The sequence below is a fragment of the Mesorhizobium sp. PL10 genome, from assembly GCF_053714315.1.
Map to the genome: position 1 here is coordinate 43,515 of NZ_JBSKBR010000019.1, position 26,256 is coordinate 69,770.

Here is a 26,256-nt window from a genome sequence, read left to right on the forward strand (position 1 = left end):
GTGGGGCCAGCCCCTAAACTTTTGCCGACGCTACTGCGCCGAAATGCACGTCGCCGGCGGCGACCGTCACAACCGATCCCTCATCATCGCGGATCACGAAACGGCAGTCCTCGTCAATGGTCTCGAAGGTACCGCGCACGACATTCCCGTCAATCCTGACAGCAACCTCGCCGCCAAGCCCGGCCGCGCGCGCCAGCCAGCGCCGCCTGATGGCGTCGAGCCCGCGTCCGTCATCCCACAGCCGGGCATTGTCGGTCCAGGCATCCGACAGCGCCAGAAACAGCGTTTCGGCATCGCATGCAGCACCTACCGCCTGCAGCGATGTCGCCGGATAGGGCATATCGGTGGGATACGCCACCACATTGACGCCGATGCCGACCGCCACCGCGAAACGGCCGCCGTCGAGAATGGCCGATTCGAGCAGGATGCCGGCCAGCTTGGCGCCGGACGCCAGCACATCGTTCGGCCATTTCAGCTCGAAGCGGTTTTTGCCCTCACTGCCGCCATCGAGGCCGATTGCGATCCTGCCCTTGGGCACGACGGCCTCGAGCGCATCGGCCAGCGACAGGCCGGCGACGAAACCGAGCGTCGCGGCAAGGCGAAGCTCACCGCCGGTGATGACGAGCAAAGTCGCTGCCAGATTGCCTTCGGGCGACACCCAGGCACGGCCACGCCGGCCGCGCCCGCTTTCCTGTTTCTTGGAAACGACCCACAATTTGCCGGGGTCACCTGCCCTTGCATGGTCCAGTGCCACCGTATTGGTGGAGCCGATACTGTCATGGACCTCGAGCCGGAACCCTTCCGTCTCGGAGGTTGGAGCCAGCCGAAATGCCATCCCGCTCAGAAAAATGTCTTGGCGGCGGCTTCGGCGTAGGTCGCGATCGGACCGCCGATCAGCACATAGAACAGCACGAAGGCGCCACTGACGCCGAGCACCAGGCGCAGTTCGCTGGCCATCGGCACGAAGCCGCCGGCGGGTTCGTCGAACCACATGATCTTGATGATGCGCAGATAGTAATAAGCGCCCACGACCGAGGCCAGCACGCCGATGATCGCCAGCGCATAGAGGTTGGCGTTGATGGCGGCGAGGAAGACGTACCACTTCCCCCAGAAGCCGGCGAGCGGCGGGATGCCGGCCAGCGAGAACATCAGGATGGTCAGGATCGTGGCCATGATCGGGTTGGTCGAGGATAGACCGGCCAGATCGCTGATCTGCTCGACATTGCCTTCCTTGCGCCGCATGGCGAGGATGAAGGCGAAGGTGCCGAGCGTCATCACAAGATAGATCAGCATGTAGATGGCGACGCCGCGCACGCCGGCCTCGCTGTTGGCGGCAAGGCCGACCAGCGCATAGCCCATATGGCCGATCGAGGAATACGCCATCAGCCGTTTGATGTTGGTCTGGCCGATCGCGGCAAAGGCGCCGAGCGCCATCGAGGCGATCGAAATGAAGACCACGATCTGCTGCCAGTCCGAGGCGATCGGCTTGAAGGCGCCCATGGTGACGCGCACGATCAGCGCCATCGCCGCCATCTTGGGGGCTGCCGCCAGGAAGGCGGTGACCGGCGTCGGTGCGCCCTCATAGACATCTGGCGTCCACATATGGAACGGCACCGCCGATATCTTGAAAGCGAGGCCGGCCAAAACGAAGACCAGGCCGACGACGAGGCCAAGCTGGCGTTCGCCGCTGCCGAGCGCCGAGGCGATTTCCTGGAAGCCGACATTGCCGGTATAGCCGTAGACCAGGCTGATGCCGTAGAGCAGCATGCCCGACGACAGCGCGCCAAGCACAAAGTACTTCAGGCCGGCTTCGGTCGAACGCAGATTGTCGCGATTGATCGCGGCCAGCACGTAGATCGCCAGCGATTGCAGTTCGAGACCGAGATAGAGCCCGATCATGCCGTTGGCCGAGATCATCAGCATCATGCCGAGCGTGCACAGCAGGATCAGCACGGGGTATTCGAACTTGTCGAAATGCTCCTGCTTGGCGAAGCGCATCGACATCACCAGCGTCACCGCCGAACCGACCAGCGACAGCACCTTCATGAAGCGGGAAAAGGGATCCTGGATGAAGGCGTTGCCATAGGCGCTGCCCTGCCCCGTGGAAAAGACCAGCCACAGGCCGGCGATCACCAGCACCGCCACGGCAAGGCCTGTCACCAGGTTGACCATGTTGGCGCGCGAATAGGCGCCGACCATCAAGAGCGCCAGCGCGCCGATGGCGAGGATCAGCTCCGGCGTCGAGAGCGAAAGGCTGGAATAAAGGTCCGGCGTCATGGTTCGCAAAACCTCTGGTCAGTTCGCCGCCGCGGTCTGCGCGGCGCCGATGGATGCGGTGACATTGGTGACGAGCGCCTTGACCGACTGGGCCGTGGCATCGAAGACGGGGGCGGGATAGACACCGAAGAAGATGACCAGCACGACCAGCGGGTAGATGATCGCCTTCTCGCGCGTCGAGAGATCGAGCAGACCCTTCAGGCTTTCCTTGGTCAACGCGCCGAAGATCACCCGGCGGTAGAGCCAGAGCGCGTAGGCGGCCGACAGGATGACGCCGGTGGCGGCGAAGAACGCCACCCAGGTGTTGACCCGGAACACGCCGAGCATGGTCAGGAATTCGCCGACGAAGCCGCTAGTGCCGGGCAGGCCGACATTGGCCATGGTGAAGACCATGAACACCGTGGCGTATTTCGGCATGTTGTTGACCAGCCCGCCATAGGCGTCGATCTCGCGCGTGTGCATGCGGTCGTAGATGACGCCAACGCACAGGAACAGCGCGCCGGAGACGAGGCCGTGCGACAGCATCTGGAAGATCGCGCCCTGCACGCCTTCCTGGTTCATGGCGAAGATGCCCATGGTGACGAAGCCCATATGGGCGACGGAGGAATAGGCAATCAGCTTCTTCATGTCCTCCTGCATCAGCGCCACCAGCGAGGTGTAGATGATGGCGACCACCGACAGCGTGAACACCAGCGGCGCAAACATTTCGGACGCCAGCGGGAACATCGGCAGGGAGAAACGCAGGAAGCCGTACCCGCCCATCTTTAGCAGGATGGCGGCCAGAATGACCGAGCCTGCCGTCGGCGCCTCGACGTGCGCGTCGGGCAGCCAGGTATGCACGGGCCACATCGGCATCTTGACCGCGAAGGAGGCGAAGAAGGCGAGCCATAGCCAGGTCTGCATATTGGCTGGGAAGTTGTGCGTCAGAAGCGTCGGGATGTCGGTGGTGCCGGACTGGAAGAACATCGCCATGATGGCGAGCAGCATCAGCACCGAGCCGGCCAGCGTGTAGAGGAAGAACTTGAACGAGGCATAGACGCGGCGCTTGCCGCCCCAGACGCCGATGATGATGAACATCGGGATCAGGCCGGCCTCGAAGAAGACGTAGAACAGCACGATGTCGAGTGCGCAGAACACGCCGATCATCAGCGTTTCCAGGAGCAGGAAGGCGATCATGTAGGCCTTGACCCGCTTGTCGATCGCTTCCCACGACGCCAGGATGCAAAGCGGCATCAGGAACGTCGTCAGGATGACGAACAGCATCGAAATGCCGTCGACGCCCATATGGTAAGAAATGCCTGAATCCAGCCAGGCGAACTTTTCGACGAACTGGAAGCCGGCCTGCGAATTGTCGAAGCCGGTCCAGATGAACAGCGACACCAGGAAGACGAACGCCGTCGTCGAGAATGCGATGGCGCGGATGTTGCGGCGCGCATTCGGGCTGTCATCCCTGATCGGCAGGATCAGCAGCACACCCACCAGCGGCAGGAAGGTGACCAGCGAGAGGATTGGCACGGCGGTCATCAGAGCATCATCCAGGTGACGAGTGCGGCCACGCCGATCAGCATGGCGAAGGCATAGTGATAGAGGTAGCCGGTCTGCAGCTTGACGACGCGGTTGGTGACGTCGACGACGCGCGCCGATACTCCGTCCGGGCCGAGCCCATCAATGATGGCGCCGTCGCCGGTCTTCCACAGGAACCGGCCCAGCGCCTTGGCAGGGCGCACGAACAGCACGTCGTAGAGCTCGTCGAAATACCACTTGTTGAGCAGGAAGGCGTAGAGCAGGCGATGGTTGGCGGCCACACTCCGCGGCAATTCCGGCGAGCGTATGTAGAACTTCCAGGCGACGGCAAAGCCGATGACCATGGCGACGAACGGTGCCAGCTCGACCCACAACGGCAATTCGTGGATCTCGTACAGGATATGGTTGTCCGGCAGCGTGAACAGGGAGGCCTTCCAGAACTCGGCATAGCCCTCGCCGATGAAGGCGCCGTGGAAGATAATGCCGGCAAACAGCGCGCCGGCCGCCAGGATGAACAGCGGCACCAGCATCACCGGCGGTGATTCATGGACATGGTGCATGACGTCGTGGCTCGCCCGCGGCTCGCCATGGAAAGTCATGAAGATCAGCCGCCAAGAGTAGAAGGAGGTGAAGCAGGCGGCGATGACCAGCAGGATAAAAGCGAGGCCGGCAACCGAATTGTGCCCGGCAAAGGCAGCCTCGATGATGGCATCCTTGGAGAAGAAGCCGGCGGTGCCGATGACCGTCACCGGAATGCCGACGCCGGTCAGCGCCAGCGTGCCGATCACCATCATCCAGTAGGTCTTGGGAATGAGCGTCCGGAGACCACCCATGTTGCGCATGTCCTGCTCGTCGGAGACGGCATGGATGACCGAGCCCGAACCGAGGAACAGCAGCGCCTTGAAGAAGGCATGCGTGAACAGATGGAAGATGGCAGCGCCATAAGCGCCGACGCCGAGCGCCACGAACATGTAGCCGAGCTGCGAGCAGGTCGAATAGGCGATGACGCGCTTGATGTCGTTCTGGACCAGGCCGACGGTGGCGGCGAAGAAGGCGGTGAAGGCGCCGATGAAGGTCACGACCGTCAGCGCCGAATGCGACAGCTCGAACAGCGGCGACAGGCGCGCCAGCATGAACACGCCGGCGGTCACCATGGTGGCGGCATGGATGAGCGCGGAGACCGGCGTCGGGCCCTCCATGGCGTCCGGCAGCCAGGTGTGCAACGGCACCTGCGCCGACTTGCCCATCGCGCCCATGAACAGCAGCAGGCAGACGATGGTCATGGCCGCCTGTTTGTCGAGCGCATAGCCGAGGAAGGTCAGCACCGCCGCCCCATGCTCAGCGCCTTCGGCCGGAATGAAGGTCGCGGCATTGGCAAAGATGGTGCCGAGATTGACCGAGCCGAACAAAACGAAGACGCCGAAAATGCCGAGAGCGAAGCCGAAATCGCCGACCCGATTGACGACGAAGGCCTTGATCGCGGCAGCATTGGCCGACGGCTTTTTGTACCAGAAGCCGATCAGCAGGTAGGAGGCGAGACCCACCCCTTCCCAGCCGAAGAACATCTGCACCAGATTGTCGGCCGTCACCAGCATCAGCATGGCGAAGGTGAACAGCGACAGATAGGCAAAGAAGCGCGGCCGGTTCGGATCATGGTGCATGTAGCCGATCGAGTAGATGTGGACCAGCGCCGAAACGGTGTTGACGACGACCAGCATGACCACGGTCAACGTGTCGATCCTGAGCGCCCAGGAGGCGTCGAGGCCACCGGACTGGATCCAGCGCAGCACCGGCACGGTGAACACTTCGCCCTCGCCGAAGCCGACGGAGAAGAAGGCGACCCAGGACAGCACGGCCGAGATCACCAGGAAGCCCGAGGTGATGTATTCCGATGCCTTGGCGCCGAGCGAATTGCCGAACAGGCCGACGATCAGGAAGCCGAGCAGCGGAAGGAAGACGATCGCTTGATACATGTTAGCCCCGTCAACCCTTCATCTGGTTCACGTCTTCGACCGCGATCGAGCCGCGGTTGCGGAAGAAGACGACGAGAATGGCAAGTCCGATAGCCGCCTCGGCGGCGGCGACCGTCAGCACGAACAGCGCAAACACCTGTCCGACGAGATCGCCAAGAGCGGCCGAGAAGGCGACGAAATTGATGTTGACCGCCAGAAGGATCAGCTCGATCGACATCAGGATGACGATGATGTTGCGGCGGTTCAGGAAGATGCCGAACACGCCGAGCGTGAACAGGATCGCCGATACGGTCAGATAATGCGCGATGCCGACGACCATAGCCAGATCAAACCTTTCCCGGCATTTGTTTAATCATTGAACGCGCAGACGCTATGGCGTCCAGCAAGCTGTCTATTGCGGAAGCTTCGAAGGTAACTGTTCCATCATTCCGGCCTGGCGCCTGAACGTATGAAAAGTTTTCGCTCTTGATGTTGAGGGTCAACTTCCCGTCGCGATTCCAGACAAATACTGACGCCGCCCTTTGAGCCGAAGCAACCGACCAGGAGGAAAGCTCCTCTCCCCAGTATTTTTTCTTCAAACGGTCGAACATCCTCAGAGCCCCTCGCCCGACTTGACCTTGCGGATTTCCATGCCTGTCGCCGGCGTACGGCCGACCTGGGCAGCGATCGACTGCCGCTTGACCCCTTCCTTGTGACGCAGCGTCAAGACGATGGCGCCGATCATGGCAACCAGCAGCACGAGGCCGGCAATCTGGAAGTAATAGAGGTAGTCCGTGTAGAGGATGTCGCCGAGTGCGGCCGTGTTTGTCCGCGCGGCGAGGTCCGGGATCGGCTTCGACACCGTCGACGCCAGTCGCGGCGCGAAGCTGTAGCCGCCGAGCACGATGATCAGTTCGAAAGCCAGGATCAGCCCGACGAATGCACCGATCGGCGCATATTGCTGCGCTCCCTCCTTCATCTCGGCGAAGTCGACATCGAGCATCATGACGACGAACAAGAACAGCACCATGACCGCGCCGACATAGACGACGAGCAGGATCATCGCCAGGAACTCGGCGCCGGTCAGCATGAACAGGCCGGCGGCATTGAAGAAGGTCAGGATCAGGAACAGCACGGAATGCACGGGGTTACGCGACGAAATGACCATGAAGGCCGACGCCACCGCGACAAAGGCGAAGAGGTAGAAAAAGGCCGCCTCTAGTCCACTCAGCATTGGGGATCCCCCGGGTTCCTGTCCAAACAGGACGCTCGTCCTGTTTGATGTCTGCCACCGCCTCCGGTGTGCAAGTTGCGTTGTCCTTAGACGAGGCCCCTCGCCCCGTCCATGCGTCAAATGTCAGCGGTAGGGCGAGTCCAACGAGATGTTGCGCGCCAGTTCGCGCTCCCACCGGTCGCCATTCGCCAGCAGCTTGTCCTTGTCGTAGTAAAGTTCCTCGCGCGTCTCCGTCGCGAATTCGAAATTCGGGCCCTCGACGATGGCGTCGACCGGGCAGGCTTCCTGGCAGAAGCCGCAATAGATGCACTTCACCATGTCGATGTCATAGCGCACGGTGCGCCGCGTGCCGTCATTGCGGCGCGGGCCGGCCTCGATGGTGATCGCCTGCGCCGGGCAGATCGCTTCGCACAGCTTGCAGGCGATGCAGCGTTCCTCGCCATTGGGATAACGGCGCAGCGCATGCTCACCACGGAAGCGCGGGCTGACCGGCCCCTTCTCGTGCGGATAGTTGATCGTCTCCTTCGGCGCGAAGAACTGGCGCATCGACAGGAAGAAGGCGCTGACGAAATCCTGCAGCAGTAGCGATTTTGCGGCCTGAGTTAGTGCACCCATTTGCCACTCCCAAAGGCGACCAACGCAACGGTCGCGAACATGACGCCCAGTATGAGCGGGTAAGCCGTCAAGACGCGCTTGGCGAAATGCTCGTCCAATTGCTTCACCTCATCGGGTAGGGGAAAGCCCAAAAAACTATTTTGCCTTTTCCGGTATGGCTCGAGTGGAGCCCCAGAGCGCGTCATAAGCCACCCCACCAAGAGCCCAGAGGCGCCGCCTAACAGCAAGATTACCAAATCGCGCATCACGCCATCCCCGTGAGCTTGAGGAAGGCAGCGACGATCACCACCATCGCCAGCGAGATCGGCAGGAAGACTTTCCAGCCCAACCGCATCAGCTGGTCGTAGCGGTAGCGCGGCACGAAGGCCTTCACCATCGAGAACATGAAGAACATCAGGCAGATCTTGAGCACGAACCAGATCACGCCGGGCACCCAGGTGAAGGGCGCGAAGTCGAACGGCGGCAGCCAGCCGCCAAGGAACAGGATCGTCGCCAGCGCGCACATCAGCACCACGGCGACATATTCGCCGAGGAAGAACAGCAGGAACGGCGTCGAGGAATATTCGACCATGTGACCGGCAACCAGTTCCGATTCGGCTTCCACGAGGTCGAAGGGCGGCCGGTTGGTTTCGGCCAGCGCCGAGATGAAGAAGATGACGAACATCGGGAACAGCGACAGCCAATGCCAGTCGAGGAAGGTGTTGGACAGGCCAAGCTTGGTGCCCAGGCCGTCCTGTTGCGACATGACGATGTCCGACAGGTTGAGCGAGCCGACGCACAGAAGCACGGTGACGATGACGAAGCCGATCGAGACTTCATAGGACACCATCTGCGCGGCCGAACGCAGCGCGCCGAGGAACGGATATTTCGAGTTGGACGCCCAGCCGCCCATGATAACGCCATAGACCTCTAGCGAGGAGATGGCGAAGACATAGAGGATGCCGACATTGACGTTGGCGATCGCCCAGCCATCGCTGACGGGGATAACCGCCCAGGCCGAGATCGCCAGCACGGCGGAAACCAATGGCGCCAGGAGAAAAACGCCCTTGTTGGCGCCGGACGGGATCACCGGCTCCTTGAACACGAATTTCAACAGGTCGGCGAAGGCCTGCAGCGTGCCCCAGGGGCCGACGACGTTCGGGCCACGCCGCAACTGCACCGCCGCCCAGATCTTGCGGTCGGCATAAAGCAGATAGGCGACGCCGATCAGAAGCACGACGATAAGCAAAACGGACTTCAAGACGATGATCAGCGCCGGCAGCACGTAGAAGGAGAGGAAGGTTTCCATGCTTATTCCGCCGCCTGCTTGAAGCCGCTCTTCGCCAGCGCCGAGCATTCCGCCATGACGGCGGAGGCCCGTGCGATCGGGTTGGTCAGATAGAAATCCGCGACCGGCGAGGTGAAAGTGCCCTTGTTCAGCCGCCCGCCGAGCTTCGCTACCTTGGCGATATCATCGGCACTGCCTGCCTCGACATGGTCGATGCGGGCGAGATGCGGATATTCGCCATAGAGCCTGGCGCGCAGTTGCTGCAGCGAATCGAAGGGCAGCTTCTTGCCCAGCACATCCGACAGCGCCCGCATGATGGCCCAGTCTTCGCGCGCATCGCCCGGTGCGAAGCCGGCGCGGTTGGTCTGCTGCACGCGTCCCTCGGTGTTGACATAGGTGCCGGACTTTTCGGTGTACGCGGCGCCCGGCAGGATGACATTGGCGCGATGCGCGCCGGCGTCACCATGGGTGCCGACATAGACGACAAAGGCGCCGCCGGTCTTTGACATGTCGATCTCGTCGGCGCCGAGCAGGAACAGCACGTCGCTGTCGCCGAGCATGCCGGCGACGTTCTTGCCGCCCTCGCCCGGTACGAAGCCGACATCAAGGCCGCCGACGCGGGCAGCCGCATTGTGCAGCACGGCAAAGCCGTTCCAGTCGGCGCGGGCGGCGTTGACGGCAGCGGCGAGTTTCGCCGCCTGGCCGAGCACCGCGGCTCCGTCGGCGCGCGCCAACGCGCCCTGGCCGACAATGATCAGCGGATGCGTCGCCTTCTTCAGCACCTGGAAGAACCTGCCGTTGCCGTCGGCCAGATCCTTCAGCGATTCCGGACCGGCGCCCAGCTGCTCATAGTCATAACGTGTGTCGCCGACCTCGCCGATGACGCCGACCGGCAGATTGCCGATGCGCCAGCGCTTGCGGATGCGGGCGTTGAGCACCGAGGCCTCGAAGCGCGGATTGGCGCCGATGATCAGCACAGCGTCGGCCTGCTCGATGCCCTCGATGGTCGGGTTGAAGATGTAGCTGGCGCGGCCCAGCGCCGGATCGAGTGCTGCACCATCCTGGCGGCAATCGGTGTTCTTCGAGCCGAGCGAAGCCATGAGCTGTTTCAGCGCGTAGATTTCCTCAACCGCAGCTAGATCGCCGGCAATCGCACCAATCTTTTCGGGCGCAGCCTTGGACACCGCATCCTTGATCGCGGCGAACGCTTCCGTCCAGCTTGCGGGGGCGAGCTTGCCGTCCTTGCGCACATAGGGGCGATCGAGGCGCTGCGTGCGCAGGCCGTCCCAGATGAAACGGGTCTTGTCGGAAATCCACTCCTCGTTCACCGCCTCGTTGACGCGCGGCAGGATGCGCATGACTTCGCGGCCGCGGCTATCGACGCGAATCGCCGAGCCGACGGCGTCCATCACGTCGATGGATTCGGTCTTGGTGAGCTCCCACGGCCGCGCCTGGAAGGCGAACGGCTTTGAGGTCAGCGCGCCGACCGGGCAAAGGTCGATGACGTTGCCTTGCAGCTCCGAGGTCATGGCGCTTTCGAGATAGGTGGTGATCTCGGCATCCTCGCCGCGGCCGATCAGGCCGAGCTCGGAAATGCCGGCAACTTCCGTGGTGAAGCGGACGCAGCGCGTGCAGTGGATGCAGCGGTTCATCACCGTCTTGACCAGCGGCCCGATATACTTGTCTTCGACCGCCCGCTTGTTCTCGTGATAGCGCGAGGAATCGACGCCGAAGGCCATGGCCTGGTCCTGCAGGTCGCATTCGCCGCCCTGGTCGCAGATCGGACAATCCAGCGGATGGTTGATCAGCAGGAATTCCATCACGCCTTCCCGGGCCTTCTTGACCATCGGCGTGTTGGTGAAGATTTCCGGCGTTTCGCCATTCGGGCCCGGGCGCAGGTCGCGCACGCCCATGGCGCAGGAGGCCTGCGGCTTGGGTGGCCCGCCCTTCACCTCGATCAGGCACATGCGGCAATTGCCGGCGATCGACAGCCGCTCATGGAAACAGAAGCGCGGCACTTCCGCGCCCGCGTCCTCGGCCGCCTGCAGCAGCGTGTAGTGGTCGGGTACAGTGATTTCTTTCCCGTCGACCTTGAGCTTTGCCATCAATTGCCCCCGGCGGTCTGCGCCGTCTCATATGCCTGAAACAGATCGCTCAGCCTGATGCCATTGATCATCATGCCGGCGACGTCAGCGTTTTCTATCTTCACGTTGCTCATATTCACATTGTTGAAAAACGCGTTCGAGAGGTTCGCGTCGTCCATCAGGGCCGCCGACAGGTTGACATTGTGAAACTGCGTGTTCGACAGGTTCACATCGTCAAATCTGGAGTTGCTGACGATGGCATTGCGCACATCGAGAACATCGCGCCTGTCGTGGACATCCATGCCTGCCCCCTACCTCTTCGCCTTGGCGGCGAGCGTCAGCGCCGCCGCCTGGCGGGTCCACTCGTCGCGGCCGATGCGGCCCTTGAGCGACAGGTAATCCTCGACCCAGGCGATCTCTTCCGGCGTCCATGCAGCGATCTGGGCAAAGGTCCAGATGCCGAGGCCGTTCAGCACTTTTTCCAGCTTCGGCCCAACACCCGTTATTGCCTTGAGATCCGACGGCTTGGACGGACGCGCAATGGTCTTGGGCTGCCTGAAATCCTCCGGCATCAGCCCGGTCGTCGCGTCTTCGGCGACGGCATCGGCCTTCTCCGGCTCGGCATTGACGGTGCGGGCGGCAATATCAGTCACCTCCTGGGCAAAGGTCTGCGCCTCGGCGATCAGGGTCTTGGTCGCGGCGCGCGCTTTGGTGGCGGGGGCGGTCTCCGAGTAACGCTCGGCGCGCTGGTCGAAATCGTCGATGATCGGCTGGAAAATCCGCTGCGAAGCCTCGGCAGCGCCCGACATAGCGCCGAGCCAGACGCCAAAGGCGTGGTTGGCGAGGCCGAAGCCCAGCGCCGACATGGCGGCGGCACCGGCGACAGGATGCGCGAGAAGGTTGACGGCGCTGGCCATCTCCCTCGGCATCATCCTGGTCAAATCCTGGTTCATCTTCTCAAGCTGGTCCAAATTGGGCATCAAAGGGTTCGAATACGGCGCCATAGATATCTCCTGGTCGTTTCTTCGTCTGCCCCGCCCCTATATGTCAGTCCCGGGCTTGCGCCCGTATTTCAAATCTATTCCGCCGCCACCATCACCGGCTCGGCCCGGTGCGCGTTGCGCGAAAACTCGTCGATGCGTCGCTCCACCTCGCCGCGGAAATGCCGCATCAGGCCCTGGATCGGCCATGCCGCCGCATCGCCCAGCGCGCAGATCGTATGGCCTTCCACCTGCTTGGTGACGTCGAGCAGCATGTCGATCTCGCGTTTCTGTGCTTCCCCGCGCACCAGCCGCTCCATCACCCGCCACATCCAGCCGGTGCCCTCGCGGCACGGCGTGCACTGGCCGCAGCTTTCGTGCTTGTAAAAATAGGACAGCCTGGCAATCGCCTTCACGATATCGGTCGACTTGTCCATGACGATGACAGCTGCCGTGCCGAGGCCCGATTTGAGGTCGCGCAGCGCGTCGAAATCCATCGGCGCGTCGATGATCTGCTCGGCCGGCACCAACGGCACCGAAGCGCCGCCCGGAATGACTGCGAGCAGATTGTCCCAGCCGCCGCGAATGCCGCCGCAATGCGTCTCAATCAGTTCACGGAACGGGATCGACATCGCCTCTTCGACGGTGCACGGATTGTTGACGTGGCCCGAGATGCAAAACAGCTTGGTGCCGACATTGTTGGGGCGGCCGAAGGACGAGAACCAGGCCGCACCCCGGCGCAAAATGGTCGGCGCCACTGCGATCGACTCGACATTGTTGACCGTTGTCGGACAACCGTACAAGCCGACATTGGCCGGGAATGGCGGCTTCAGGCGCGGCTGGCCCTTCTTGCCTTCCAGGCTTTCGAGCAGCGCGGTCTCCTCGCCGCAGATGTAGGCGCCGGCGCCGTGATGCATGTAGATGTCGAAATCGTAGCCCGACGTGTTGTTCTTGCCGATCAGCTTGGCCTCATAGGCTTCGTCGATGGCGCGCTGCAGCGCCTCGCGCTCGCGGACAAACTCGCCGCGCACATAGATGTAGGCGGCGACCGCGCCCATGGCGAAGCCGGCAATGAACGACCCCTCGACCAGCGTGTGCGGATCGTTGCGTAGAATGTCTCGATCCTTGCACGTGCCGGGCTCGGATTCGTCGGCGTTGACAACGAGATAACTCGGCCGGCCGTCGCTCTGCTTGGGCATGAACGACCATTTCAGCCCGGTCGGGAAGCCGGCGCCGCCGCGGCCGCGCAGACCCGACGCCTTCATCTCGTTGACGATCCACTCGCGCCCCTTGGCGATTATGCCCGGCGTGTTGTCCCAGGCGCCGCGCGCCATGGCGCCGGCCAACGACTTGTCGAAGAGGCCGTAGATGTTGTTGAAGATGCGGTCTTTATCCTGAAGCATTGTTCGTCCCTCAGACCGGCTTCTTGCCGAAGACGCGGATGTATTCGGCGACGCCGCCCTTGGCGAGCACCTTGGCCTGACCGACCCAGTCGTCGCGGTCGATACGCCCTTGGAAGGCGAGATAGCCGTCCACCCAGTCGCGCTCGGCCTTCTTCCAGGAAGCGACCTGCGCGAAGGTGAAGATGCCCAGCGTATGCAGGATGCCCTCGATCTTCGGGCCGACGCCCGAGATCAGCTTGAGATCGTCGACCGCTGCGGGCCTGTCGATGCCGGCCGGACGGTTCTTGTCTTCCAGCGACGGTTTTGCCGGCTTGGCGGCTGGTATCTTGACTTCCGGCGCCTTGAAGGCAGCCGCCGGCTCGGCCTTGTTCCTGGGGCCGCTACGCTGTTTCGAGACCTCCTCGACTTCCGGCGCAGCCAGATTGGCATTGGCAGCCGAATGCAACGGTGCGGCAACGCTCGCTGCTTTTTCCACCTCGGGCGCGACCTTGACCGGCGATGGCGACTTCAGAGCCGGACTGGTCTCTGGAGCATCGGTCTTTGGCTTGCCGGCCTTGGACGGCGCAACTGGCGCTGCGGCCGGCGCCTGCGAAACCGTAGCGGCCGGCGCAACTGCCGCTGGCGCCGCTTTGGCAGCCTTGGTCGCCGCTTTGGCTTCCTTGTCGCGCGTCGCCTTGAGGATCGCCTTTTCGCTCGTCAGCGTCGTCAGGCCAGGCGCCGGCTCGGAGCCGGTTCGACCGTTCTGCGGTCCTGTGGGGACCGTGGCACCCTTGCCGGCATCGTAGAGATCGATGATTTCGGCCAGCCGTTCCGGCGTCAGATCCTCGAACGTGTCCTTGAAGACCATGACCATCGGTGCGTTGACGCAGGCGCCAAGGCACTCGACCTCCTCCCACGACAGTGTGCCCTTGTCATTGGTGTGGAACTGGTCGTGATGGATTTTGGAGCGGCACACGTCCATCAGCGCTTCCGAGCCGCGCAGCATGCAGGGTGTGGTGCCGCAGACCTGGATATGGGCACGGGTGCCGACCGGATTGAGCTGGTACTGCGTGTAGAAGGTCGCGACCTCGAGCCCGCGAATGCGCGGCATGCCGAGCATGTCGGAAATCGTCTCGATCGCCGCCTTGGTGACCCAGCCCTCCTGCTCCTGCGCGATCATCAGCAGGGGAATGATCGCCGACTGTTCGCGGCCCTTCGGATATTTCTTGATCCATTGCTTGGCGGCCGCCGCATTCGCCCGGTTGAAGGCGAAGGAGGCTGGCTGGACGCTGGCTTCTGCGAGACGGCGGACTGACATGGATTTTCGCTTTTATGTTTTCTTATTGAACCGAACTGGAGACTCGATAGCAGTTCTCAGATTGCCCTAACACGCACACAAACTCTTCTTTGCCGCGTTTCAGGCGGACATATTCATCATACCGATCACCAACCCAAGAGACACAATAAGGCCTCGGCCGGCCGGGCACTTGGGCTACGAACGTCTCAATCGGGCATGCCGGATGGGAATGAATAACAAAATCCTGATCCATCGGCGCGTGCCTCTCGTACGTGCGCCCCATCAACAAGTCACCTTCAGCGACCAGCTCAAATCCGATTTTGACCAAGTCTCTCGACAGAAGTCGACCATCCGGACCCCATGCGGGAACTTGGGCCGCCATTGCCAGAACGGCTGCAGTGACAAGAGCATTCATTGCTACCGATCGACCTCCCCGAACACGATATCGAGTGAACCCAACACGGCGGTGACGTCGGCCAGCATGTGGCCGCGGCAGAGGAAATCCATGGCTTGCAGATGCGCGAAACCGGGGGCGCGCAGCTTGCAGCGATACGGCTTGTTGGTGCCGTCGGAGACGAGATAGACGCCGAACTCGCCCTTCGGCGCCTCGACGGCCGCATAGACCTCGCCGGCCGGCACGCGATAGCCCTCGGTGTAGAGCTTGAAGTGGTGGATCAGCGCTTCCATCGAGCGCTTCATGGCCTGGCGCTTCGGTGGCACCACCTTGCCGTCGAGGTTCGACACCGGGCCGGTGCTCTCCTTGCCAAGCAAGAGGTCGACGCACTGGCGCATGATCTTGGCCGACTGGCGCATCTCTTCCATGCGCACGAGATAACGGTCGTAGCAGTCGCCGTTCTTGCCGATCGGGATATCGAAATCCATCTCGGAATAGCATTCATAAGGCTGCGACTTGCGCAGATCCCAGGCCGCACCCGAGCCGCGCACCATGACGCCGGAGAAACCCCAGGCCCAGGCATCGGCCAGGGACACCGTGCCGATGTCGACATTGCGCTGCTTGAAGATGCGGTTGCCAGTCAAGAGCTTGTCGAGATCGTCAAGCGACTTCAGGAACGGATCGATCCACTTCCCGATGTCCTCGACCAGCTTCGCCGGCAAGTCCTGATGGACGCCGCCGGGGCGGAAATAGGCCGCATGCATGCGCGAACCGGAGGCGCGCTCATAGAAAACCATCAGCTTTTCGCGTTCGACGAAGCCCCATAGCGGCGGCGTCAGCGCGCCGATATCAAGCGCCTGCGTCGTCACATTGAGGATGTGCGACATGATGCGGCCGATCTCGCAATAGAGCACGCGGATCAGCTGGCCGCGCTTCGGCACCTCGATGCCGAGCAGCCGCTCGGCGGCAAGCGCGAAGGCATGCTCCTGGTTCATCGGCGCGCAATAATCGAGCCGGTCGAGATAGGGCACCGCCTGCAGATAGGTCTTGTGCTCGATCAGCTTTTCGGTGCCGCGGTGGAGCAAGCCGATATGCGGATCGACGCGGTCGACCACTTCGCCGTCCAACTCAAGCACCAACCTCAAAACACCATGCGCCGCAGGGTGTTGAGGTCCAAAGTTGATGTTAAAATTGCGGACGGAGGTTTCAGCCATTCTGGCGCCTCAATTCGTCTTGGCTTTTTCGTCCCCGGGCAGCACGTAGTCGGTGCCTTCCCACGGGGAAAGAAAATCGAAATTGCGGAATTCCTGCTTCAGCTCGACAGGCTCATAGATCACGCGCTTGGCTTCGTCGTCGTAGCGCACTTCGACAAACCCGGTCAGCGGGAAATCCTTGCGCAGCGGATGACCCTCGAAACCGTAGTCGGTGAGGATGCGGCGCAGATCCGGATGGCCCGAGAACAGCACGCCGTAGAGATCGTAGGTCTCGCGCTCGAACCAGTCGGCGCCGGGATAAACTGATGTCAGCGACGGCACCAGCGCCTCTTCGTCGGCCTGGACCTTGATGCGGATGCGCAAATTCTGCTTCGGCGACAGCAAGTGATAGACAACGTCGAAGCGCTTGGCGCGCGACGGGTAGTCGGCGCCGCAGACATCGATGATCGAAATGAACTGACAGCCCGCATCGTCGCGCAGGAAGGTCGCCACGTCGGTCAGGTCGCCGGGCTCGACCGAGATCGTCAGTTCGCCATAGGCCAGCACCGGGTCATGGACGCGATGCGGCAGCTTTTCGCCGAGATAGGTCGACAGTTCGCTAAGGGATGCGGCCATGGATTTACCGTTCGATCGTGCCGGTGCGGCGGATCTTCTTCTGCAGCAGAAGAATGCCGTAGAGCAGCGCTTCGGCGCTCGGCGGGCAGCCGGGGACATAGATGTCGACCGGCACGACGCGGTCGCAGCCGCGCACCACCGAATAGGAATAGTGGTAATAGCCGCCGCCATTGGCGCAGGAGCCCATCGAGATGACGTAGCGCGGCTCCGGCATCTGGTCGTAGACCTTGCGCAGCGCCGGCGCCATCTTGTTGGTCAGCGTGCCGGCGACGATCATGATGTCGGACTGGCGCGGAGACGCGCGCGGCGCAACACCGAACCGCTCCGAATCGTAGCGCGGCATCGAGGTGTGGATCATCTCGACCGCGCAGCACGCCAGACCGAAGGTCATGAACATCAGCGAACCGCTGCGTGCCCAGGTGATCAGCGCCTCGGTCGAGGTGACCAGAAAGCCCTTGTCGGCGAGTTCATTGTTGATCTCGAGGAAGAACGGATCGTCAGAACCGACCGGACGACCGGTATTGGGGTCGATCAGGCCTTTGGGCTTCGGCGCAACGAGCGTACCGGAACTGTCGTTCAATCCCATTCCAGCGCTCCTTTTTTCCATTCATAGGCAAAGCCGATGGTCAGCACCGCCAAAAACACCATCATCGACCAGAAACCGAGCATGCCGATCTTCGAAAACGACACCGCCCACGGAAACAGGAAGGCCACTTCCAGGTCGAAGATGATGAACAGGATCGACACCAGGTAGAAGCGGATGTCGAACTTCATGCGGGCATCGTCGAACGAGTTGAAGCCGCACTCATAGGCGGAAAGCTTTTCGGGATCGGGACTGCGGTAGGCCACCAGGAACGGCGCTATGATAAGCACCAGGCCAATGACCGCCGCCACGGCGATGAAGAGGACGATGGGCAGGTACGAACTGAGCAGTGCGTTCATGCTGCGGCTTTCCCTTGGCGGCCAATCCACGTTGATTACAGCAACCAACCCTAATGCGGAAGCGTGACAGTTTAACCGCTGAACCGTTTTAGGTGCCTATGCTGCAACGCGGCGAGGGTTAGCGCAGGGCTTTCGGCGAAGCAAGTCAAACCTTGTTCAAAACGCAGTGCTGGACGGCAGGTCGGGAAAAACTGGTCCGATCCGCTCTTGTTTGATTTCCTTCACTTTCTACTCCACTTTTGTCTCCTGACATGTCTCCCGCCACAAGCCTGCTAGCATGGCCGGAATCACCGGCTAAAAATACGGCAACAGGACCAGGGGCAAAGGTATCTTGATGAAGGACAAAATATCGCTCGCCATGGCCAGGCGGATCGCCCTTGGCGCGCAGGGTTTTACCGACCCGCGGCCGAGCGGTACACCGGACCGCCGCCACCTCGCCCGCGTGCTCTCGCGCACCGGCCTCTTGCAGATCGATTCCGTCAGCGCCGTGGTGCGCGCCCACTATATGCCGCTCTATTCGCGCCTTGGGTCCTACCCCTTATCCCTGCTCGACAATGCCGCCGTCACCCGCAAGCGCACGGTGTTCGAATACTGGGCGCATGAGGCCTCCTTCCTGCCGGTCGAGACCTGGCCTTTGATGCGCTGGCGCATGCAGCGAGCCGAGAGCGGCGACGAAATGTATCTGGGGCTGGCCAAATGGGGCCGCGAGCACGCCGCCTATATCGAGGAGATCTATCGCGCGGTCGTCGAGCGCGGACCGATCGCCGCTTCGGCCCTGGAAGGCCAAAAAGGCTCGGGCGGCTGGTGGGGCTGGAGCCATGCCAAGCATGCCTTCGAATGGCTGTTCTGGGCCGGCCGCATCACCACAGCGCACCGCCGTGGCTTTGAGCGCTTCTACGACCTGCCCGAGCGCGTGCTGCCGCAGGCGATCCTCGATCTGCCGGTGCCGGCCGCCGAGGACGCACATCGCGAATTGCTGCGCATTTCCGCCCGCGCCCACGGCATCGCGACCTCCGGCGACCTGCGCGACTATTTCCGCCTGTCGCCGGCCGACATGAAGGGCCGACTGGAGGAACTGGTCGAGCTGGGTGAACTGCTGCCGGTTCGCGTCGAAGGCTGGGACAAGCCGGCTTACTTCCACCGGGACGCCCGCATCCCCCGAAAAATCGAGGCCCGCGCGCTGCTGGCGCCGTTCGACCCCGTCGTCTTCGAGCGCTCACGCTCGGAGCGCCTGTTCGATTTCCACTACCGGATCGAGATCTACACCCCGGCCGACAAGCGGCAGTATGGCTACTACGTCCTGCCGTTCCTCCTTGGCGACCGCATCGTCGCCCGCGTCGACCTCAAGGCCGATCGTCCGGCAGGCGTGCTGCGTGTCCACGCCGCCTACGCCGAGCGCGGCGCGCCGCCTGACACCGCCGCTCAGCTCTTCGAGGAATTGAAGCAGATGCAGGGCTGGCTTGAACTGGAAAGCATGCAAATCGCGCCGGCCGGCGATCTGGGGCCGGCGCTGGCCGACATCGCCGTGTCGTAGCCGTGCGTTGACACCGCTGCCCGCAAAAGCCTAAATCCGCTCCAGACGGTCCCTTGCCCGCAACGGCAAGGGCCAAGAGGGAATGCGGTGCGGGACAAAATCCCAAATCCGCGGCTGTCCCCGCAACTGTAAGCGATGAGCCTGGGCCGAAAGCCACTGGGTAACACCGGGAAGGCGGCTAACCAAGGCGACGACTCGCGAGCCAGGAGACCTGCCGTCTGCGACTATATAATCCGATCGCCCGGCGGGTTTCCGGGCAAGGAGCCCGGTTTTGGACCAGAACAGCAGTTTTTCGGCTGGCACAGCGGATGTTTCGTCCGCCGATAGCGATGCCTTGTCGGGCGTCACCGTCGTCGTCTGCGCCTCCTGCCGCGACGAGACCGGCTCCGACGCCCATCCCCGCGCCGGCGAACTGCTGGCCGGCGACACGCGCCGCGCCGCATCCGATGACGACATCCGCGTCCGCACCGTCGAATGCCTCGGCAATTGCAAGCGCCGACTGAGCGCCGCCATCCTGCGCGATGGCTGCTGGAGCTATGTCTTCGGCGATCTGACCACAGCCAGTGGTGCCGACCTCGTCACCGGCGCAAAGCTCTTCGCCACCTCCACCGATGGCCTCATCCCCTGGCGCGGCCGGCCCGATAGCCTCAAGCGCGGCCTCGTTGCCCGCATTCCACCCCTCGACCTGCTGAAGGACTGACCATGAACGCTTCCGTTTCCCGTGTTCCTTGCACTGTCGTCACCGGCTTCCTCGGCGCCGGCAAGACGACGCTGGTCCGCCATCTCCTCGAAAACGCGGGGGGCAAGCGCATTGCCATCATCGTCAACGAGTTCGGCGACATCGGCATCGACGGCGAGATCCTGAAAGGCTGCGGCATCGACACCTGCCCCGAGGAAAACATCGTCGAACTGGCCAATGGCTGCATCTGTTGCACCGTCGCCGACGATTTCGTGCCGGCGCTCAACCAGATCCTCGCGTTGACGCCGAAGGTAGACCACATCCTGATCGAGACATCGGGCCTGGCCCTGCCCAAGCCGCTGGTCCAGGCCTTTCAATGGCCGACGGTGAAAAGCCGCGTGACCGTCGATGGCGTCATCGCCGTGGTCGACGGCCCGGCGCTGGCCGAAGGCCGCGTTGCCAACGACATGGACGCGCTTCAGGCGCAGCGCGTGGCTGACGAGACGCTCGATCACGACGACCCGGTCGAGGAAGTCTTCGAGGACCAGATCGCCTGCGCCGACCTGATCATCCTGTCGAAGAGCGATTTGATGGACTCGGCCGGTTCAACCCGCGCCAACGCCATCATCAATGAGCACTCCGCCCGTGCCGTAAAAATCGTGCCGACCGCGCATGGCAAGGTCGACCCCTCGGTGCTGCTCGGCCTCGGCCTCGGCGTCGAGGACGACATCGAGAACCGCAAGTCGCATCATGACGGCGCCTTCGACCACGAGCATGACGATTTCGACACCTTCATTGTCGACATTCCCTCGATCGCCAATCCGGATGACCTGGCAAAGCGTGTCGCCACCGTTGCCGAGGAAGAGAATGTGTTGCGCGTCAAAGGTTTCGTCGATGTCGGCGGCAAGCCGATGCGGCTTTTGCTGCAGGCCGTCGGCCCGCGCGTCAACCACTACTATGACCGCGCCTGGACCGCCGAGGACGACCGCCGCTCGCGCCTCGTTGTCATCGGGCTGAAGGGGCTGAACCGCCCGGCGATCGAGGCTATACTGGCCGGCTGACGCGAAAACACAGGCAGCGATGCATATACTCACGACCACATCCACCTCGCTCGACGATCTCGCCGAGCCAGTTGATCTCAGGCAAACGCCGGCGGATATCGTGGCGCTGTCCTTCACCGACAGCGACCTCGCCGGCCTTGCTGCGGCATGGAAGGCCGATACCGCCCGCCTGCCCTCGATGCGGCTGGCGGCGCTCCGCGACCTGCGCCACCCCATGTCCGTCGACCTCTGGGTCGACAGCGTCGCCCGCCACGCCAAGGTGATCTTGGTGCGCATCCTCGGCGGCTATGACTGGTGGCGCTATGGCTGCGACCAGCTTGCCGCGACTGCTCGTGAGCGGGGCATAAACTTGGCGCTGCTGCCCGGCGAAAGCCATGACGAGGATCTCAGGCTGATCGAAGCCTCGACGCTGCCGCGCGCGGAGCTGGACGCCTTGCTCGGCTATTTCCGCGAGGGCGGCCCGGCGAATATGAGCGGGCTGGTGCAGCGGCTGGCGGGGTTGGCTGGGTCGAATGTGGCGGCGGCCGAGCCGGTCAGCGTGCCGAAGGCGGGGTATTATCAGCCGGGGCGTGGGGTTATTGAGATTGGCAATCCTGCACACCCCCCTCTGTCCTGCCGGACATCTCCCCCGCAAGGGGGGAGATCGGCCGTCACGAATGCAGGCGCTATTTCGTCTGAGATAGGCGAAGCCATTGATGCGAGCTCAATCTCCCCCCCTGCGGGGGAGATGTCCGGCAGGACAGAGGGGGGTGGGCGGGAACGCGGCGCTGACAATATCGCCATCATCCCCATCCTCTTCTACCGCTCGATGCTGCTGGCTGCCGATGTCGCGCCCATCGACGCGCTTTATGAGGCGCTCCGCCAGCGCGGCATCCTCCCCGTCCCGATCTTCGTCTCAAGCCTGAAAGACCCGACGTCGCTGGCCTTCGTCGAAACCGCACTGGCCTCGCTAAACCCCGCCGCCATCATCACCGCGACCGCCTTCGCTTCCGGCGCCGAACCCGGCGTCGAAACCCTGTTCGACCGTGCCGGCGTGCCGGTCTTCCAGGTGATCGTCGCCACCACACGCCGCGACGTCTGGGACAGGAACCAGCGCGGCTTGGCGCCCGCCGACCTCGCCATGCATGTCGTGCTGCCCGAACTCGACGGCCGCATCCTCGCCGGCGCGATTTCCTTCAAGGGCGAGAGCGAGACCGATCCCGCACTTGGCCACCGCGCCTTCGCCAACCGGCCGGAGCCGGATCGCGTGGCGCAGGTCGCGGACAGGATAGCGGCCTTCATCCGGTTGCAGGAGACAGCTCTCGCCGAGCGCAAGCTGGCGATCCTGATTCCGGACTATCCAAGCGCGCCCGGCCGCACCGGCTATGCCGTGGGCTTGGATGTGCCGTCGAGCGTGCTCGCCATGCTGCATGACCTGAAGGAGCAGGGCTATGCGGTTGAAGGGATTCCACAAACGCCGCGAGGGTTGCTGGATTTGCTGGAGCGGAGTGGCGACGGGCTGGAGGTGGAGGAGTATCGCCACTTCTCGAAGGGTCTGCCGGTTAAAGCTATTGCTGCGGTAGAGGCGGCATGGGGAAAGGCCGAAGAGAGAAGTTCGCGCGAGGCACCCCCCTCTGTCCTGCCGGACATCTCCCCCGCAAGGGGGGAGATCAGCAGCTTTGCCGTCGATGCGTCACTTCCGAAGTTGGAGATTGGCGAAACCGGCGGTGACAGCACAATCTCCCCCCTTGCGGGGGAGATGTCCGGCAGGACAGAGGGGGGTGCTCACGCGCCAACCTCGCCACATTTCCCCTTCCGCGCCGCGACCTTCGGCAACATCACCGTGGCGCTGGCCCCAGATCGCGGCCGTTCCGCCGACCGCCGCGCCGACTACCACGACCCCACGCTGCCCCCGCGCCACGACCTCATCGCCTTCGGCCTGTGGCTGCGCAAATCGCTCGGCGTTCATGCCATCATCCATGTCGGCGCGCACGGCACGCTGGAATGGCTGCCGGGCAAAACAGTTGCGCTGTCGCAAGCCTGCTTTCCCGAAATCGTCACCGGCCCGTTGCCGGTCATCTATCCCTTCATCGTCTCCAACCCGGGCGAGGCCGCACAAGCGAAGCGGCGCATCGCCGCTGTCACGCTTGGCCATCTGCCACCGCCGCTGGCCGGCGCGGGCCTCGACGAGGAGCAGCACAGACTGGAACGGCTGGTCGACGAGTATGCCCAGGCCGACGGCCTCGACCGCCGCCGCCGCGATCGGCTGGCAAAACTGATCGTCGACACCGCCCAAAAAACCGGCCTCGCCTCCGAAGCCGGTGTCGCCAGGACCGATGCACCCGACGAGGCGCTGCGCCGCATCGACGCCTGGCTCTGCGACCTCAAGGATTTCGCCGTCAAGGACGGCCTTCACATCTATGGCCGCGCGCCCGACGACGAACCCGACGCCATGCGCCGCCAAAGCGCGCAAGCCGAGAAGTCGGCGCTGCTGGCGGCCCTCGACGGCCGCCACGTCAAGGCCGGCCCCGCCGGCGCGCCCGCGCGCGGCCGCTCCGACGTGCTCCCCACCGGCCGCAACCTTTTCACCTCCGACCCGCGCACCATGCCGACGCCGACCGCCTGCGAACTCGGCAAGGCAGCGGCAGAGGAAGTCGTGCGCGCCTACATGCAGTCGCATGGCGACTGGCCGCGCTCGCTGGTCATCGATCTCTGGGGTTCGGCCTCGCTGCGCACCGGCGGCGAAGAGATAGCGCAGGGCCTGGCGTTGATGGGCTGCCGGCCGCTATGGGACACCGCCACTGGCCGCATCACCGGCATCGAGGTGCTGCCCCCGGCCACGCTCGGCCGCCCGCGCGTCGACGTGACGTGGCGTATATCGGGCCTGTTCCGCGACATGTTCCCGACCCAGATCGCACTGATCGATGCCGCCGCCAACGCTGTCGCCGCCCGCGATGAGGAGGATTCGGAAAACCCGCTCGCGGCAAAAACCCGCGCCGATGGCCGGATCAGCCCGCGCATCTTCGGCACCTCGCCCGGCACCTATGGCGCCGGCGTCGAGGACCTGTTGTCGAGCGGCGACTGGGGGGCGCGCGAAGAGATCGGCCGCGCCTATCTCGATGCCACATCGCATGCCTATGGCGGCGCCGACGGCGAAGGCATCGCCTCCCCCGGCGCCTTCGAGACCCGCATCGCCGAGGCCGATCTTCTCGTCCACACCGGCGACGACCCCGGCCGCGACATTCTCGAAGGTTCCGCCGATGTCGCCTTCATCGGCGGCTTTTCGGCGGCCCTGGCGACGCTGGGCCGAAATGCCGATGTGATCGTGCTCGACACCACGGATCCGCAAAAGCCCAAGCCGCGTTCGGTCGGCGAAGCCGTGTCGCGGGTGGTGCGGGCGCGTGCCGTGAACGCCCGTTTCATCGCTGGCCAGATGCGGCACGGCCCGCGCGGCGCATCGGAATTCGCCGAGACGGTGGACCGTCTCATCGGCTTCGCCGAAACCACGCACGCCATTTCAGGCGCGCTGATCGAGGCGGTGCACGACGCCTATGTCGGCGATCCCCTGGTGCGCGCCTTCATCCTGCGGGAAAACCCCGCCGCCGCGAAGGCTATCGCCGAGCGCTTCCTGTCGGCGCGCCGGCGCGGTCTCTGGCATCCCCTGCGCAATTCCGTCGACGACGATCTCGCCGCGCTGATCGCTGAGGCCGAGGCGCACGGGGTCGCCGCATGAACGCCTTCTCAAGGCGCGGCGCCTGCCCGGCTTTGTCGGCGCCGATGCAAACCGGTGACGGCCTGCTGGTGCGGCTCAACCCGGTTGCTGGAGGACTTTCCCCCAAATCGTTGATCGGACTCTGCGAAACCGCTCTGCGGCACGGCAACGGCATCATGGAAGTCACCGCGCGCGGCAGTTTGCAGATACGCGGGCTCACGGCGGAAAGTGCGGCGCTGCTGGCGGCTGAGGTCGATGCGCTGGGGATTGCCGTGCGCACCGGCGTGCCGGTCGAGACCGGGCCGCTGGCCGGCATCGATCCGCATGAGATCGCCGATCCGCGGGCTCTGGCCGAGCGGATCAGGGCGGCGGTTGAGGAAGCGGGATTGACGCCGCGGCTGGGGCCGAAGGTTTCGGTGGTTGTCGATGGCGGCGGGCAGTTGGCGCTGGATGCGGTGACGGCGGATGTCAGGCTGAGTGCGGTGCGAGGCGGCGCTGGAGTCGTGTGGGCCATGTCGGTTGCTGGCGACGGCCAAAGCGCGAAGCGACTTGCAACGGTCGAGGAAGATGCCGCACGCGACATTGCCGTCGCGGTGCTTCGGATGGTCGCCGAGAAAGGGCGTGAAGCTCACGCGAGGGACTTGCTAGAGAGGCAATTGGCTTCTCTCGCGGGTTGGCACTCTGTCGCGCCCCCCTCTGTCCTGCCGGACATCTCCCCCACAAGGGGGGAGATCGGCAGCTCCGCCGCTGGCGCCTCCCTCTCAGCTAGAAATGACGCCACGCTTGTGATTGGCGAACGCGGCAACGACAGCTCAATCTCCCCCCTTGCGGGGGAGATGTCCGGCAGGACAGAGGGGGGTGTGCAGGATCGCCGACCTATCGGAACTTTCGACCTGACCGCAAACGCCACCGCCCTCGGCCTCGGCCTCCCCTACGGCAGCATGCCGGCCGACAAGCTCATCGCGCTTGCCCAACAGGCCCTCACCCTCGGCACATCAGCAATCCGCCTCGCCCCGGGTCGTGCTCTCCTCTTCCTCGGCCAGCCAGCCGCCGCCAACCACCTCCTCGAAGCCAAAGCAAAATCCCTCGGCTTCGTCACCACCGCCACCGACCCGCGCATCCGCATCGCCGCTTGCCCCGGCACGCCGGCCTGCGCCTCCGGCCGCATCGCCACCCGCGACATCGCCGAGACGATCGCCGCGCAAAACGCTGACATCCTCGACTTCACCTTGCACATTTCCGGTTGCGCCAAGGGCTGCGCGCACCCCGGCCCGGCTGCGCTAACGTTGGTCGGCGGCGAAAACGGAGCCGGACTTGTCGTGAACGCGACGGCAAAGCCCCTTCCTGCGGGCTACAGGCCGGGCTATGACGCCGCGCGCGGCATCGGTCGCATCGCCGCAATGGTCCGCAGCGCACGATATCAAGGCGAAACCGCCGCCGCCTGCCTGACAAGGCTCGGGCCGGCGGCAATCGCCGAGGCTTACCGACAGGCCCAAACTAAAAAACGGAAATGA

23 protein-coding genes and 1 riboswitch are annotated in these 26,256 nt (G+C 63.6%); of the genes, 5 read left to right on the plus strand and 18 right to left on the minus strand.

Translation table 11 applies throughout. From position 1 onward, the window contains the following. Window positions 1-13: 13 nt before the first annotated feature. From ACWGTO_RS25480 to ACWGTO_RS25565, 18 genes are all read right to left on the minus strand, one after another. Window positions 14-835, minus strand: coding sequence for a biotin--[acetyl-CoA-carboxylase] ligase (locus ACWGTO_RS25480; protein WP_454577560.1), 822 nt, complete (start codon window positions 833-835; stop codon window positions 14-16). A 5-nt stretch (window positions 836-840) separates the two neighbouring features. Continuing rightward, the gene (gene nuoN, locus ACWGTO_RS25485) at window positions 841-2,277 is read right to left on the minus strand and encodes an NADH-quinone oxidoreductase subunit NuoN (RefSeq protein ID WP_454577561.1); all 1,437 of its coding nucleotides are present in this window, start codon (window positions 2,275-2,277) and stop codon (window positions 841-843) included. An 18-nt stretch (window positions 2,278-2,295) separates the two neighbouring features. Then, window positions 2,296-3,801, minus strand: a complete 1,506-nt coding sequence (locus ACWGTO_RS25490) for an NADH-quinone oxidoreductase subunit M (protein ID WP_454577562.1) — start codon at window positions 3,799-3,801, stop codon at window positions 2,296-2,298. Next, entirely contained in the window at window positions 3,801-5,774 is a 1,974-nt protein-coding gene (gene nuoL, locus ACWGTO_RS25495) for an NADH-quinone oxidoreductase subunit L (RefSeq protein ID WP_454577563.1), read from the minus strand. Before nuoL ends, ACWGTO_RS25490 begins: the two co-directional genes overlap by 1 nt. A gap of 10 nt (window positions 5,775-5,784) precedes the next feature. Further along, a complete protein-coding gene (nuoK, locus tag ACWGTO_RS25500) occupies window positions 5,785-6,093 on the minus strand; it encodes an NADH-quinone oxidoreductase subunit NuoK (RefSeq protein ID WP_023670810.1) in 309 nt (102 codons plus the stop codon). A gap of 7 nt (window positions 6,094-6,100) precedes the next feature. Next, window positions 6,101-6,364 (minus strand): hypothetical protein, encoded by a 264-nt coding sequence (locus tag ACWGTO_RS25505; RefSeq protein ID WP_454577564.1) that lies wholly within the window; start codon window positions 6,362-6,364, stop codon window positions 6,101-6,103. Between the two features lie 2 nt (window positions 6,365-6,366). Then, the gene (locus ACWGTO_RS25510; RefSeq protein WP_454577565.1) at window positions 6,367-6,987 is read right to left on the minus strand and encodes an NADH-quinone oxidoreductase subunit J; all 621 of its coding nucleotides are present in this window, start codon (window positions 6,985-6,987) and stop codon (window positions 6,367-6,369) included. 123 nt (window positions 6,988-7,110) lie between these two features. Next, window positions 7,111-7,602, minus strand: coding sequence for an NADH-quinone oxidoreductase subunit NuoI (nuoI, locus tag ACWGTO_RS25515; protein WP_454577566.1), 492 nt, complete (start codon window positions 7,600-7,602; stop codon window positions 7,111-7,113). Between the two features lie 244 nt (window positions 7,603-7,846). Then, window positions 7,847-8,890 carry an NADH-quinone oxidoreductase subunit NuoH gene (gene nuoH / locus ACWGTO_RS25520; protein WP_454577567.1) on the minus strand — a complete coding sequence of 348 codons (1,044 nt, stop codon included), beginning with the start codon at window positions 8,888-8,890 and terminating at the stop codon, window positions 7,847-7,849. Window positions 8,891-8,892: 2 nt separating this feature from the next. After that, window positions 8,893-10,974 carry an NADH-quinone oxidoreductase subunit NuoG gene (nuoG, locus tag ACWGTO_RS25525; protein WP_454577568.1) on the minus strand — a complete coding sequence of 694 codons (2,082 nt, stop codon included), beginning with the start codon at window positions 10,972-10,974 and terminating at the stop codon, window positions 8,893-8,895. Next, complete coding sequence (locus ACWGTO_RS25530) at window positions 10,974-11,255, minus strand: pentapeptide repeat-containing protein (RefSeq protein WP_454577569.1); 282 nt, start codon at window positions 11,253-11,255, stop codon at window positions 10,974-10,976. The genes nuoG and ACWGTO_RS25530 overlap by 1 nt, the downstream gene beginning before the upstream one ends. Window positions 11,256-11,264: 9 nt before the next feature. Then, complete coding sequence (locus ACWGTO_RS25535; protein WP_454577570.1) at window positions 11,265-11,957, minus strand: NADH-ubiquinone dehydrogenase; 693 nt, start codon at window positions 11,955-11,957, stop codon at window positions 11,265-11,267. A 74-nt stretch (window positions 11,958-12,031) separates the two neighbouring features. Then, the gene (nuoF, locus tag ACWGTO_RS25540) at window positions 12,032-13,336 is read right to left on the minus strand and encodes an NADH-quinone oxidoreductase subunit NuoF (RefSeq protein ID WP_192257651.1); all 1,305 of its coding nucleotides are present in this window, start codon (window positions 13,334-13,336) and stop codon (window positions 12,032-12,034) included. A 10-nt stretch (window positions 13,337-13,346) separates the two neighbouring features. Further along, window positions 13,347-14,633, minus strand: coding sequence for an NADH-quinone oxidoreductase subunit E (locus tag ACWGTO_RS25545; protein WP_454577571.1), 1,287 nt, complete (start codon window positions 14,631-14,633; stop codon window positions 13,347-13,349). A 396-nt stretch (window positions 14,634-15,029) separates the two neighbouring features. Continuing rightward, window positions 15,030-16,220: an NADH-quinone oxidoreductase subunit D gene (locus ACWGTO_RS25550; protein ID WP_192257655.1), complete on the minus strand. Its 1,191-nt coding sequence runs from the start codon at window positions 16,218-16,220 to the stop codon at window positions 15,030-15,032. A 9-nt stretch (window positions 16,221-16,229) separates the two neighbouring features. Next, window positions 16,230-16,835, minus strand: coding sequence for an NADH-quinone oxidoreductase subunit C (locus tag ACWGTO_RS25555; RefSeq protein WP_454577572.1), 606 nt, complete (start codon window positions 16,833-16,835; stop codon window positions 16,230-16,232). A gap of 4 nt (window positions 16,836-16,839) precedes the next feature. Continuing rightward, entirely contained in the window at window positions 16,840-17,421 is a 582-nt protein-coding gene (locus tag ACWGTO_RS25560) for a NuoB/complex I 20 kDa subunit family protein (RefSeq protein WP_095087216.1), read from the minus strand. Further along, window positions 17,412-17,777 carry an NADH-quinone oxidoreductase subunit A gene (locus ACWGTO_RS25565; RefSeq protein WP_454577573.1) on the minus strand — a complete coding sequence of 122 codons (366 nt, stop codon included), beginning with the start codon at window positions 17,775-17,777 and terminating at the stop codon, window positions 17,412-17,414. Before ACWGTO_RS25565 ends, ACWGTO_RS25560 begins: the two co-directional genes overlap by 10 nt. A gap of 334 nt (window positions 17,778-18,111) precedes the next feature. On the opposite strand from ACWGTO_RS25565, the gene ACWGTO_RS25570 reads away from it, so the two are divergent. The 5 genes from ACWGTO_RS25570 (at window position 18,112) to cobG (ending at window position 26,256) form a co-directional block, all read left to right on the plus strand. Next, the gene (locus ACWGTO_RS25570; RefSeq protein WP_454577574.1) at window positions 18,112-19,311 is read left to right on the plus strand and encodes a winged helix-turn-helix domain-containing protein; all 1,200 of its coding nucleotides are present in this window, start codon (window positions 18,112-18,114) and stop codon (window positions 19,309-19,311) included. Window positions 19,312-19,340: 29 nt separating this feature from the next. Next, window positions 19,341-19,544: riboswitch (cobalamin riboswitch) on the plus strand. Window positions 19,545-19,582: 38 nt separating this feature from the next. Next, on the plus strand, window positions 19,583-20,011 hold the full coding sequence (locus ACWGTO_RS25575) for a DUF1636 family protein (protein ID WP_454577575.1): 429 nt from the start codon (window positions 19,583-19,585) through the stop codon (window positions 20,009-20,011). Between the two features lie 2 nt (window positions 20,012-20,013). Continuing rightward, window positions 20,014-21,051: a cobalamin biosynthesis protein CobW gene (cobW, locus tag ACWGTO_RS25580; RefSeq protein ID WP_454577576.1), complete on the plus strand. Its 1,038-nt coding sequence runs from the start codon at window positions 20,014-20,016 to the stop codon at window positions 21,049-21,051. Window positions 21,052-21,070: 19 nt separating this feature from the next. Beyond that, the gene (locus tag ACWGTO_RS25585; RefSeq protein WP_454577577.1) at window positions 21,071-24,763 is read left to right on the plus strand and encodes a cobaltochelatase subunit CobN; all 3,693 of its coding nucleotides are present in this window, start codon (window positions 21,071-21,073) and stop codon (window positions 24,761-24,763) included. After that, on the plus strand, window positions 24,760-26,256 hold the full coding sequence (gene cobG, locus ACWGTO_RS25590; RefSeq protein WP_454577578.1) for a precorrin-3B synthase: 1,497 nt from the start codon (window positions 24,760-24,762) through the stop codon (window positions 26,254-26,256). The genes ACWGTO_RS25585 and cobG overlap by 4 nt, the downstream gene beginning before the upstream one ends.